We start from the raw sequence: 12910 nt of genomic DNA, 5'->3' as shown, positions 1-12910 counted from the left end.
AGAATTCAATCCAAACAATCAAAAAAATCGGACCGTGACAAACAGGCGCAGCCCGATTTAGAATATTAGCTTAATAGTTTCAGCAAAAGAATAGCCAAAATAACGGTTGAAGCGCCCCCAATTCTTGTCGAAACTTGGGCAAAAGGCATCAATGACATCCGATTGGAAGCGGAAAGAATCGCCACATCACCCGTTCCCCCTAAACCACTATGACAGCCTGTAACAATCGCTGAGTCGACTGGGAACATCTTCATCATCTTTCCTACAAAGTAACCAGTGGTAACCATTGCCACTACGACTGAGGCACAAACAACCACATATCCTGGGGTTACAATTTTGACTACATCCTTAAGCGGAATATAAAGCATGCCTAAGCCAACCATTAATGGCCATGTTAAACTCGATGATACAAATTTATATAAGTGATAAGCACCTTGTTCCATTTTAGCTGGCATTACCTTAATACTTTTCACAACGGCTGCTGCAATAATCATTAACACTGGTCCAGGAATGCCTAGAAATTTATTCCCTAGTCCACCTAAGATAAAGAAACTACACGCAATTAACAGTCCTGCACCCATAAGAGGGAAATCAACCGGCTTATCAATCGTTGCCGCTTCTGTGATTCCATCGCCTTCTTTGGTCTTCACTAATACTCCATTACCAGTTAGATGCTTCTTTTTCTCACCTAAGCGTGATAAAATACCAGCACAAATGATAGCGACAATATTTCCAATCACCGCTGCTGGAATTAATTGCCCTACAAATGTTTCTGAAGATTTTCCGAGAACCTCTGCGTAGCCTAATGAAAGAGGCAAAATTCCTTCTCCAATCCCGCCACCGATAATCGGAACCACAATATAGAACAGTGTGTGTTTCATGTCATATCCAAAAAGCAAACCAACTAGAACGCCCGCTGCAACAGATGCAATTGTCCCGACAATAAGCGGTATAAACATGCGTGTGAAGCCTTGAATTAAAACTCTGCGATTCATCCCAAGAATACTCCCTACTACTAAAATAGAGATATAAAGGTAAAGGAAATTGGATGTTTTCATCAACTGGGTAACCGCATTCATTCCAGTTGTGTTAATTACACTAAAATAGACTAATATAGACGGAATCAAGAGTGCTAAAATGGCAGGGCCGCCGATATCCTTCAAAATCGGAATCCTCATGCCAAGTTCCCCGAATAAAATACCCATGACAATAATAATTGCAAAGCCGCCAATCATATCAGCTGGAAGCAATTTATAGACGGCTGAAAAGTAGACAACAGCTGCGATAACAATATAAAGCGGCAATGGAACTACCCCTAATTTCACACTGCCAAATTTACCTAAAATCCCTTTCTTTTCTTCCTTTTCCCCCGGAACAACCGTAAGCGGTTGCAACTTTCTTGCTGGTTCCATAAGCTCATCCCCCTAGCTATTTATGTTTCTATCATAGATCCAATTAAACCGCTTTCATAGCTTATGTAAATTTAATAAGGTTTTTGTAAATAAAAAAAGTAAGCAGTTTTAGTCTGCTTACAAAAAGGTTTTGATAAGATGTTGTTTCAATTGATTAAATTCATGCTGATATACGGGTCTTCCCACTGTACCGTAGATTACCTTAACGTCTAGGATCCCAATTTCCTTTAAAAAATTTAAATACTTACGGACCGAAACTCGAGAAATTCCGACGACCTTAACTACGTCCTCTGTTGAAAACGAGGCATATTTTAGCTCCTGAATCGCTTCCCAAATTTGTTTTAGGGTATCTTTTGTTAAACCCTTTGGTAAATCTTCGATAAGAGGCCTATCCTCTCGGTGCAGTAATTGATTGTCCAATACGTCTTGGTTAATCACTTGTTGAGTTTGAATAAACTTTGTTTGATCCTTATATGCAACTAATGCTCTACTAAAGCGTTCAAATTCAAAAGGCTTAATTAAATAATCAACGGCTCCGTATCTTAAAGCCTTTTTAATCCGCTCCATATCAGATGCTGCTGAAATAATAATAACATCGGTCTCTTTCTCATTTTCACGAAGGTAGGTTAACAGCTCTAATCCTAGTTTCCCCGGCATAAATATATCCAATAAGATAAGATCGATTTCTAGTTTTTCAATTTTCTCAATCGCCTCATCCACGGATGCGGCCATTGCCATCAAGGTAAATCCATGAACTTGTTCAAGATAGCGTTTATTAAATTCAGCCACCATTGGATCATCTTCAACAATCATTACCCGGATCATTCTGGTCCCCCTCCCCTTCATATGGTATATACACGGCAAAAACGGTCCCTTTTCCAGGCTTCGATGAAAGAATTAATTCCCCTTCCAACTTCTTAATAGCTTGCGAAACGAGATACAGTCCTAACCCCCTATTTTCACCGTTTGTGGAGAATCCTTTGTTAAAAATTTGGTTTTGCAGTTCTTCACTTATCCCTGCCCCCGTATCTTTTACTTCGATTGTTAAAATATCATCGCCATATTCGAATTCTACTGCTATTTTTTTAACCATACAACCATTCATAGCCTCGATGGCATTATCAATTAAATTGCCAACAATGGTTATAAGTTCGTGTGTCACATCAGAAACAGCGGGCTGCGGAAGAGGCTGCTCACAGGAAACTGATAACTCTGCCCCTGATTCCCTTGCATAACTCAACTTTCCAATTAAAAAGCCAGCTAATACAGGGTCCTTTATCTTTTTTGTCACAAAGCCAATTTCGCTATTTCGATGGTCAACCGTTTCACTGATATATTCGACCACTTTTTCATAATAACCTGTATGGACCATTCCCAAAATAACATGAAGTTTATTCATAAACTCATGGGCCTGAGCCCGAAGTGCGTCAGCATATATTCTAACTCCGGTCAGTTGTTCAGCAAGCACCTGTATTTCTGTTTTATCCCGAAAAGTAGCAATCGCGCCGACTACCTTATTACCAACGATCACAGGGACTCGGTTGGTTAAAATGGTCATCCCATTTATATTCTGTTCTTCATCCAATTCAGGTTTACCAGTTTTTAATAAATCACCCAAGCGAGTAGATGACATATATTCTTCGATATTTGTCCCCATCGGGTTATCTTGCAGGCCTGCTTTATCGAACAGCTTTAAGGCCGCTCGATTGACGAGTGTTATGTTAGACTGTTGATCAACTGCCACAATTCCCTCACGCACCGATTGAAGCATCGCGCTGCGTTCCTCTAATAATTTAGCAATCGCAAATGGCTCAAGCCCAAGTAGGATTTTTTTTATATATCTGGCTAAAATCACGGCCCCGAGAACACCGATTAAGATACCAATCATCGTCCCAATATAGATCCCTATTCTGCTCTTATTGACGGCCGTTTCCACATTATCAAGAGAAATCCCAACGGCTACTGCCCCGATCTGTTTCCCATTTGCATCCTTAATCGGCGTAAAAGAACGTAAAGAAGGTCCTAGAGCTCCTTTTGAAATAGATTCATGCTCTTTCCCTTTTAGTACCGGCCCTTCATCTCCACCCTTGAATTGTTTGCCAACTTCTTTGCTATCAGGATGGGATTTACGGATCCCCTTCATATCCATCACAACAATAAAGTAAACGTTTGTCACTTTTCTCATTTCATTCGCAAACGTTTGGATTTCCTTTACATCCCGTTCTCCACTCATCGCATCAATCACAAGCGGACTATGAGCAACCATTCGAGCCACATTTCTCGCCTTCTCAGCCTGACCTTTTTCCGTCTCCTTAGCAATTCTCGAACTGATAAGTAAATCTGTTATCAAAAGTGAAAAAGTAACCACCATACACACAAAGACAATAATTACCGTCTGTAAACTCCATCTTCCCTTTCTCATATTTCCCTCCATCTTTGAGAAGGCGACAGGCACCATTCTGATTTCCACCTGATGACATACTAACCAACAGGGTTAGTAAACGCAAAAAGGCTGCAAAGCATTCTTATGAAAATACATTGCAGTCTAAAAGCTTTCTTTAACTTAGGCTGGCCTGAGGATTAATTTTCAAAGTTAACCATCCTTGCGAATGATGCCTTAACTTATGAGCAAAATAGCTCCTGCGATAATAGGGGTCAGGACCATCGCACTTTTTAATACAGGCTGCGGAGCAAGGGCTGTAAACTTAGCCCCGACATAGGAGCCAATCATCGTTCCTCCTACCACTTCAACTAACAGGGTTAAATTCAGGTATCCTTCGAAATAGTAGCCGATTCCTCCTGCTAAAGCGATTGGCAAAATAACGAGCATTGTTGTACCAACTGATTGTTTAAGCGAAAGTCCCATGATGACCAGCAACCCGATTTGAATGAACGGCGCAGCACCTATCCCAAATGTACCAGACAACAATCCGGTAACCAACCCGACGACTGCCGCTTTCTTAATGAGAAGCAGGTTGCCAGGTTTCACTTTTTTGTTGTTTGCCTTTATTTTTTGAACAATAAATAAGCGTACAACCAGTATTACAGCCGACAAAAATAACATCCCTGCTGTTAACCAATGCAAAGAATGGATCGGAATCAAACTGGCTAGTTTTGAACCTAAATAGGAGGCAACTGCACCAAATCCACCGACGATTAAACCGGTTTTAATTGAGATATTTCCTTGACGAAAATGACTGTAGGCACCTGACATGCTCGTAAACACCATCGCTGCTAGTGATGTCCCTAACGCCATATGTATTGGTACTCCAAAAATAACTGTTAAGATGGCAATAATAAAGCCGGAGCCGCCCGCCCCAACAAATCCTAATAATATCCCAAGCACAAACATCGTCAGCACAATCGCCAACTTCATCCCCTCCGATTGCAAAACCCTAGATGTCCTTCTAGGAAATGTTAAAATTACTTACCTAAAAACGTGCTCATACCCACCGATTTAAAAAAGAAAAAAACTATCATTCATTATTGTACTAAAAATTTAAAAGGTATATTGGAAATATGCCCTAATTCCCAAAATTTGAAAGACTACCTCTAGATTGAGGTAGTCCTCCCTTAAAAGCTTGATTTTACTCGACCTAAACATGAACTGGTTGTTTTGCTTCCGCTAGTGCTAATAGGCGTTGTTTAATTTCCTCAACATTGACAATTCTTTGAGCTACCCCTGTTTCCATTGCAGCGGAAGCAACTGCTGCTGCTACTTGTGCTGCGACCCTAGGGTCAAAAGGGTCTGGAATAACATGATCAGCATGAAGTTCTTCATCTGAAATTAATCCAGCAATTGCATAGACCGCGGCGAGCTTCATTTCCTCGTTGATTTCCTTTGCACGGACATCTAAAGCGCCGCGGAAAATTCCTGGGAAAGCAAGCACATTATTAACCTGGTTCGGAAAATCAGAACGTCCTGTACCCACTACAAGTGCTCCTGCTTCTTTGGCCGCATCGGGCATAATTTCCGGTACTGGGTTGGCCATGGCAAAGATAATCGGGTCACGGTGCATAGAACCAACCATTTCCTTTGTAACGGCCCCAGCTGCTGATACCCCCACAAACACATCTGCGTCAAGGAACGCATCGGCTAACGTTCCTTGTTTTTGCCCGCGATTTGTCATTCGCGCCATTTCATCTTTGAATCGATTCATTCCGAACGGGCGGCCTTCATAAATAATTCCTTTTGTATCACATAAAATAACATCCTTCACGCCCATATGCAGCAGGAGCTTAACAATTGCTACTCCAGCTGAACCTGCTCCGTTTACGGCAACACGAATATCTTCAATTTTTTTATCCGCTAATTTTAATGCGTTGATTAGACCAGCGGCTGTTACAATCGCGGTTCCATGCTGGTCATCATGAAAAACAGGAATCTCGCAGGCTTGGCGGAGGCGGTCTTCAATTTCAAAGCATTGCGGCGCAGCAATATCCTCCAAGTTCACTCCGCCAAATGTTGGTTCTAGCAGCTTGACGGTTTCTACGATCTGGTCTGTGTCAGTGGTGGCCAAGCAAATGGGAAAGGCATCAACATCTGCGAACGATTTGAATAACACGGCCTTTCCTTCCATCACAGGCATCGCAGCTTTTGGTCCAATGTTTCCAAGCCCCAGGACCGCTGTCCCATTGGATACAACTGCGACAAGATTGCCCTTCGAGGTATAATCATAGACTTTATTTTCGTCTGCATAAATGACCAAACATGGCTCTGCCACACCGGGTGAATAGGCAAGGCTTAAATCTTTTGCATTATGTACTGCCACCTTAGAATAAATCCCAACCTTGCCTTGGTGTTCCTTGTGCATTTTTAACGCTTCATCCCGTAAAATTGACATTGAATTTCCCCCACTTCCCGGCTAGTAACCGCTTGCATTTTATCTACCTACATCTTAGTGCATAAGAAAGTATTTTTATAGATTATGTAATTAAAAAAAGCAGGGATTTAATATACAAAAGGCCTTCCACAAATTTTGTGGAAAGCCTTTTTAACTAATTATTCTTCATCTATTTCGACCGTTGGATAATGCTTTAAAAAGTAGACTAGCGATTGAAGCTCCACAGCCAAGTCAATATGATGGACCCTTATTAATGGTGGAACATTTAACCTCGCTGGAGTGAAATTTAAGATCCCTTTTACATTCGCTTGGACCAGTCGATCGGTTATCATTTGAGCGGCAGGAGCCGGAACCGTTAATATCGCCACTGAAATATTAGTTTCTGATAACACCTTCTCTAAATCATCCATAGGATGAACGGGTACCTCGCGAATCATAGTTCCCATTTTGTCGGGATCCACATCGAAGGCGCATTCTATTTTTGTGTTATTATTTTTTAAAAAGTTATAGTTTAAAAAGGCAGTCCCAAGATTTCCGACTCCTATTAAGGCAACCTTAGTTAATTCATCCTGATCTAAGGTCTTTCGGAAGAAGGATATTAAGTAATTAACATTATACCCATAGCCCTTTTTTCCTAACGCACCGAAATAGGAAAAGTCGCGGCGAATCGTTGCTGAGTCTACCTTTACTGCTTCACTCAATTCCGCTGAAGAGACCCTTTGCTTGCCTGAACTTTGCAGGTTTTTTAGAAATCGATAATAGAGGGGCAGCCGTTTTGCTGTCGCCTGTGGTATTTTCGTTGTTTCATTACTCATAATCTCCCACACCCCATGAATGGTTTAGTTAAAAATTTATTTAACTCTTTCATCTCTTTTAAAATCACCGTTTTTACCGCCTGTTTTTTCGACAAGATACGTCGGTCCAATTACCATACCTTTATCAACGGCTTTACACATATCATAAACCGTTAAGGCACATGCGGATGCGGCTGTTAACGCTTCCATTTCTACGCCTGTGTTCCCCTTCGTTTTAACGGCTGCAGCAATATATAATTGATAGTTCTCATCCTTATCCTGTTCCCAAGAGAAAGAAATATTAACACCTGTTAATGGAATCGGATGGCACATTGGAATCAAATCCCATGTCTTCTTTGCTGCCATGACAGCTGCTATCTGGGCCACTGCTAAGACATCGCCCTTCTTCATCTCATTATTAGTTATTTTATCATAAATTTCTTTACTAACGGTAATGCTGGAATGAGCAAGCGCCGTACGTGCCGTTTCCGGCTTATCACTGACGTCGACCATTTTTGCTCTGCCTTCTTCATTAAAATGCGTAAATTCTGCCATATAAAAAATCCTCCCATCAAATCATACACTATTTTTCCTTATATGTGTGTGAAACTTTGAACTATATATTACATTTTATGTCGGTTTAAGACTTCACTCCGCTAATATGGCGAGCAGTTTATTGCCGACATACCGGGAATAAGGTACACTTATCCTATGTAATAGAGGTGAATGAGAATGATTTTGCTACAGGTTAATCAATTACAAAAATATTATGGTGCTGACCTTATTTTATCGAATATTAAGCTCGAATTACAAACTCGGGACCGTGTTGCCCTTGTTGGACGCAATGGGGCGGGAAAATCGACATTATTGAAGATTATAGCCGGACACTTGTCACATGATGGCGGAGAAATCATCAAGCCAAAAGAGGTGACGATTGGCTATTTAGCTCAAAATACTGGGTTAGAATCATCATTATCCATATGGGATGAAATGCTGACGGTTTTTGAACCGCTGCGATTAATGGAAAAACAACTCCGCACACTTGAAGAACAAATGGCTGATCCCCTCGTTTTTGAAGACAGTGGCAGGTACGAAAGAATCCTAAAAGAGTACGATCATCTTCAGGTCAAATTTAAAGAACTGGGAGGGTATCAGTATGAGGCAGAGATGCGCTCCGTCCTTCATGGGCTGAATTTCCATGACAAATCCTTGATGATATCTAGTTTAAGCGGCGGGCAAAAAACTCGTCTAGCCCTTGGTAAACTCTTGTTAACCAGGCCTGATATCCTAATATTGGATGAGCCCACAAACCACCTTGATATTGATACGCTTTCCTGGCTGGAGCAATATTTACAAAGTTATCATGGGGCGATTTTGATCGTTTCCCATGACCGCTATTTTTTAGATAAAGTTGTTACTCAAGTTTATGAAGTTTCCCGTAAGCAAATCCAAAGGTTTACAGGCAACTATAGTTCTTACCTTGATCAAAAGGCGGCAAATTATGAGCGTGATTTAAAGCTTTTCGAAAAACAACAGCAAGAGGTCGCGGATCTCCAAGACTTTATCAACCGGAATTTAGCGCGGGCATCGACAACCAAACGTGCCCAAAGCCGTCGTAAAAAGCTTGAAAAGATGGAGATGATGGATCGTCCATTAGGCGATGAAAAGTCTGCTTCCTTCTCGTTTGAAATTGAAAAACAAAGCGGAAATGATGTTTTAACAGTGGATTCACTCGCTGTTGGGTACGAGGGTGATATGGTTTCAGAGTCCATTTCTTTCCGGGCCTATAAAGGTGAAAGTATCGCCTTGGTCGGACCGAATGGTATCGGCAAATCAACACTTTTAAAAACAATAATCAAAAAGTTGCCTGCACTTGATGGAACCATACTCTATGGGACAAACCTTCAGATTGGGTATTACGACCAGGAGCAAGCTGAATTGACCTCCAATAAGCGGGTCTTAAATGAACTCTGGGATGACTATCCACTAAAAAATGAAAAAGAAATACGTACGGTGCTCGGTAATTTCTTATTTTCTGGTGATGATGTCTTAAAAATAGTTTCCACCTTAAGCGGCGGTGAGAAAGCCCGTCTAGCATTAGCTAAACTGATGCTGGAGAAAGCAAATGTGTTAATTTTGGACGAGCCTACCAACCACCTTGACTTAGATAGTAAGGAAGTTCTAGAGAATGCTTTAATAGATTACCCGGGCACGATATTGTTTGTCTCACACGATAGGTATTTTATTAACCGGATTGCCACAAAGGTCTTAGAACTTAGTCGTCATGGAAGTACAGAATACCTCGGGGATTATGATTATTATTTAGAGAAGAAACTAGAGCAGGAAGAACTTGCGGCACTAGCCATGGCCGCAACAGCAAAAAGGGCAGCACAAACGGATGCTTTTGAAAAAAACTCTTATCAACAGGATAAGGAAAGTAAAAAACAAGAGCGTCAGCGCAAAAGGAAATTAGAAGAAATGGAACAACGAATTGAAGAGCTAGAAGAGCAAATTCAAGAATTCGAGCAGCAATTATGCGAACCAGACATTTTTCAAAATCATGAAAAAGTGTTGGAAATCAACATAAAAAATGAAAAGGCAAAGTCTGAACTCGAGCACTTAATGGAAGAATGGGCGGAACTTGCTGAATAATTATGCAAAAACCAGGCATTCGCCTGGTTTTTTGTTTATTATGACAATTATCGACAAATTTTGATATGATGGCAATAATTCATTAAGTTATACACTTTTCCACATTCTTATTCACAATACAAACAGGACAGTTTCAATGTTATTTTTACTTTTCCACATTATCCACAATAAATTCCTTACTTATCCACATTATACACAGATAACACCCCACTTATCCACATTCACCAGTTTTTGATCTGCATTTTTATAAAATCTTATCAACAAAAAAACTCTTCTTATCCAGAAGAGTTATTCATTGTATATTTCGATATCCAGTCCCGGGTTGGCATTTAGGGAAAGGTCTGCTCTAATTCCTTTTTCGAACATCACGCTTCCAGCAGCAGCAATCATCGCTGCATTATCAGTACATAGGGATAATGGCGGAATCACTAATTCAATTCCAGGTTTCTCTGAAAAGGTCTTTTCCAAAGCATTTCTAAGGCCTTTATTGGCGGCAACTCCGCCAGCCACTAATACTTGTCCTACCCCATATTCAGCGACGGCCTTTTCTGTTTTCTTCACTAACACTTCAATCACGCTGGCTTGAAAGCTTGCAGCAAGGTCTTCAGGGGCAATTATCTCACCGCGTTGCTCGGCATTATGAACCGTATTAATAACAGCAGATTTTAAGCCGCTAAAGCTAAAATCATAGGAACCTTCTTCTAACCATGCCCGAGGTAAATTAATTGTCGGATTTCCAGCCTGCGCCAAACGGTCAATATGTGGACCACCAGGGTACGGCATGTTTAACGTTCGCGCAACCTTGTCGTAGGCTTCACCAGCAGCGTCATCCCTTGTTTCGCCGATGACTTCAAAATGTCCATGTTCCTTCATATAAACAAGCTCTGTATGCCCGCCTGAAACGACCAGAGCAAGGAGCGGGAATTTTAACTCAGTGACAAGCCTGTTCGCATAAATATGTCCAGCAATATGGTGGACTGGAACTAGTGGTTTGTTTTGAGCAAATGCCAATGCTTTCGCGGAATTTACCCCAATTAAAAGAGCACCGACTAATCCTGGTCCTTCTGTGACAGCAATGGCATCAATCTCAGCAAAAGTAACATTTGCCTGCTTCAATGCTTCCTCAATGACAATAGTCATTTGCTCTACATGGTGGCGGGAGGCTATTTCTGGAACCACACCACCGAAGCGTTTATGACTTTCAATTTGCGATGCGACAACATTTGCCGCAATTTCTCTGCCATTTTTAATAATGGCGACAGCCGTCTCATCACAGCTTGTCTCAATACCCAAAATCCATTGATCTTTTTTCATAAATTTACCCACATCACTAAACCATCTTCCTGATTATCTGAATAATAATTTTTGCGGATCCCGCCATTTTGAAAACCAAGCTTTCGATAAAGAGATTGTGCAACATGATTGGTCACACGCACTTCAAGGGTCATACTCTTTGCTCCCATCTCTTTGGCCACTGTCATCATTTTTTGCATGGTTGCCTCACCAAGTTTCCTGCCCCTATATTCAGGCAGAATGGCCACATTCGTTACATGTGCCTCATCGATCACGATCCAAGCCCCACAGTACCCGAGGATTTTGTTACTTTCCTCTAGGACGATATAAACAGCAAATCGATTATTATGCAATTCATTATAAAATGCTTCACGACTCCAGGGGGTTGTAAATGATGCATGTTCTACTTCTAAAATTTGGTCAATGTCCTCTTCCCTCATCTTGCGAAAAACAAAAGAATCTACCATAACTCTCTATTCCTATCCATTTAAAATTTTTCCTTTCGCTTCTAACCATTTCGCTTCAGCTTCAGCTAAACGGATATAATTTGGAACAAAAGAATGAATGTCCTCCCCTGGTTTATCCTTACCAAGAAGGGCAAGTTCAGCCGGACGTGGATTTTGTTCCGTACTAGCTGCGAAAATAGCCTGTGATCCTAATGCTGCTTCAATTGCTGCTTGATGGACTGGTAAATCATTTCCGACAAATAGTATCGCTTTTCCTGAATTTTTTAGATCCTCTGCACGGTCCACTAACATGACCAAACGATCCTCTTCAATCGTTTGTAGTTCGTCATTTTGATATTGATACAAGCCAGTATAGACCTGTCCCCTTCTTGCATCAAATAGAGGTGACACATAACCATCAAAGTAGCGACCGACCCCAGATGCTAAAATTTCCAAGCTGGAAATGCCTACGAGCGGGATGTTCAAAGTCCAAGCTAATGTTTTAGCAATGGTTACACCTATTCTAACTCCTGTATACGAGCCCGGTCCTTTGGCGACGACAATCTTAGTTAAATCCGCTGGAACCTTTTCGCAATCCTTCATTAGTGTCTGAATAGCAGGCATAATTCGAACAGAGTGGTTCTTTTTTAAATTGGTTATATATTCACCAAGTACTTGATTATCTTCTAACAGCGCCACTCCTAAGGCATAGTTAGAAGTATCAATCGCTAATATGGTCATGAAAAAGTCTCCTTACATAATTGCTCATATCTTTTCCCCTGAGGTACTAAAACCATTCTTCTAGTATCCCCTTCTTCACGATATAAGAAAATAGTCAGTCTTTCCTGTGGGAGCTGCTCTTCAATTAAATGAGCCCATTCCACTACCGTCACTCCATCACCTTCAAAATACTCATCAAAACCGAGGTCTTCGAAGGCATCCGCAACCCGGTATACATCCATGTGATATAACGGGAGTTTTCCCTTATATTCTTTAATAATCGTAAATGTCGGACTGTTAACTGTTCTTTTAATCTCCAACCCTTTAGCCAAGCCCTTAGTGAATGTAGTCTTTCCAGCACCTAAATCACCTTCAAGAGCAATAACATCTCCAGGTTGTAATAATCCAGCTAACTTTGCTGCAAATTGGGAAGTTTCCTCAGAATCCGTTGTTATTAGTTCGAATTGATTCATTCAATCACCTTTTTATTTTAACTTAGCGTCACATCTTCATTTTACCTTAATTATGTGCAAAAAAACCTTAGGATCTCTCCTAAGGATGCATATTACATATGTAGTTTACATGATTTTTAACAATTGAGCAAAAAAGCTTTCCCTTAATAAACGGCATAAAAAAAGACGAAACCTTGTTTCGTACTAATTTTTGCATTATAAATGGCGGTCCGGACGGGACTCGAACCCGCGACCTCCTGCGTGACAGGCAGGCATTCTAACCAACTGAACTACCGG

At 41.0% G+C, this 12910-nt stretch carries 12 protein-coding genes; 1 reads left to right on the top strand and 11 read right to left on the bottom strand.

Going from position 1 to position 12910, the window contains the following annotated elements; all coding sequences use genetic code 11:
* Window positions 1–65: 65 nt before the first annotated feature.
* The 7 genes from AB7942_RS21580 to moaC all read right to left on the bottom strand — a co-directional run bounded on the left by AB7942_RS21580 (window position 66) and on the right by moaC (window position 7605).
* Window positions 66–1412: a 2-hydroxycarboxylate transporter family protein gene (locus AB7942_RS21580; RefSeq protein WP_369448443.1), complete on the bottom strand. Its 1347-nt coding sequence runs from the start codon at window positions 1410–1412 to the stop codon at window positions 66–68.
* Between the two features lie 117 nt (window positions 1413–1529).
* Entirely contained in the window at window positions 1530–2237 is a 708-nt protein-coding gene (locus AB7942_RS21575; RefSeq protein ID WP_369448442.1) for a response regulator, read from the bottom strand.
* Window positions 2215–3834 carry a DcuS/MalK family sensor histidine kinase gene (gene dcuS, locus AB7942_RS21570; protein ID WP_369448441.1) on the bottom strand — a complete coding sequence of 540 codons (1620 nt, stop codon included), beginning with the start codon at window positions 3832–3834 and terminating at the stop codon, window positions 2215–2217. Before dcuS ends, AB7942_RS21575 begins: the two co-directional genes overlap by 23 nt.
* A gap of 195 nt (window positions 3835–4029) precedes the next feature.
* Window positions 4030–4782, bottom strand: a complete 753-nt coding sequence (locus tag AB7942_RS21565; protein ID WP_369448440.1) for a sulfite exporter TauE/SafE family protein — start codon at window positions 4780–4782, stop codon at window positions 4030–4032.
* Window positions 4783–5008: 226 nt separating this feature from the next.
* On the bottom strand, window positions 5009–6256 hold the full coding sequence (ystJ, locus tag AB7942_RS21560; protein WP_369448439.1) for an NADP-dependent malic enzyme: 1248 nt from the start codon (window positions 6254–6256) through the stop codon (window positions 5009–5011).
* Window positions 6257–6414: 158 nt separating this feature from the next.
* Window positions 6415–7071 (bottom strand): redox-sensing transcriptional repressor Rex, encoded by a 657-nt coding sequence (locus AB7942_RS21555; RefSeq protein ID WP_088085069.1) that lies wholly within the window; start codon window positions 7069–7071, stop codon window positions 6415–6417.
* Between the two features lie 36 nt (window positions 7072–7107).
* Window positions 7108–7605 (bottom strand): cyclic pyranopterin monophosphate synthase MoaC, encoded by a 498-nt coding sequence (gene moaC, locus AB7942_RS21550; protein ID WP_088085068.1) that lies wholly within the window; start codon window positions 7603–7605, stop codon window positions 7108–7110.
* A 177-nt stretch (window positions 7606–7782) separates the two neighbouring features.
* Here moaC and AB7942_RS21545 point away from each other — a divergent pair, with 177 nt between their 5' ends.
* Window positions 7783–9702, top strand: a complete 1920-nt coding sequence (locus AB7942_RS21545) for an ABC transporter ATP-binding protein (RefSeq protein ID WP_369448438.1) — start codon at window positions 7783–7785, stop codon at window positions 9700–9702.
* Between the two features lie 288 nt (window positions 9703–9990).
* Here the strand turns inward: AB7942_RS21545 and tsaD are convergent, their stop codons facing one another.
* The 4 genes from tsaD to tsaE are packed head-to-tail and all read right to left on the bottom strand — an operon-like array spanning window position 9991 to window position 12634.
* Window positions 9991–11016 (bottom strand): tRNA (adenosine(37)-N6)-threonylcarbamoyltransferase complex transferase subunit TsaD, encoded by a 1026-nt coding sequence (gene tsaD, locus AB7942_RS21540; RefSeq protein ID WP_369448437.1) that lies wholly within the window; start codon window positions 11014–11016, stop codon window positions 9991–9993.
* The gene (rimI, locus tag AB7942_RS21535) at window positions 11013–11462 is read right to left on the bottom strand and encodes a ribosomal protein S18-alanine N-acetyltransferase (RefSeq protein WP_088085065.1); all 450 of its coding nucleotides are present in this window, start codon (window positions 11460–11462) and stop codon (window positions 11013–11015) included. The genes tsaD and rimI overlap by 4 nt, the downstream gene beginning before the upstream one ends.
* A 12-nt stretch (window positions 11463–11474) precedes the next feature.
* On the bottom strand, window positions 11475–12182 hold the full coding sequence (gene tsaB / locus AB7942_RS21530) for a tRNA (adenosine(37)-N6)-threonylcarbamoyltransferase complex dimerization subunit type 1 TsaB (RefSeq protein ID WP_369448436.1): 708 nt from the start codon (window positions 12180–12182) through the stop codon (window positions 11475–11477).
* Window positions 12179–12634 (bottom strand): tRNA (adenosine(37)-N6)-threonylcarbamoyltransferase complex ATPase subunit type 1 TsaE, encoded by a 456-nt coding sequence (gene tsaE / locus AB7942_RS21525; RefSeq protein ID WP_088085063.1) that lies wholly within the window; start codon window positions 12632–12634, stop codon window positions 12179–12181. The genes tsaB and tsaE overlap by 4 nt, the downstream gene beginning before the upstream one ends.
* Window positions 12635–12910 lie beyond the last annotated feature (276 nt).

This window comes from Neobacillus sp. BF23-41 (assembly GCF_041106275.1).
The sequence above is the reverse complement of the archived record's forward strand: the minus strand, read 5'-3'. Positions and strand labels throughout refer to the sequence as shown.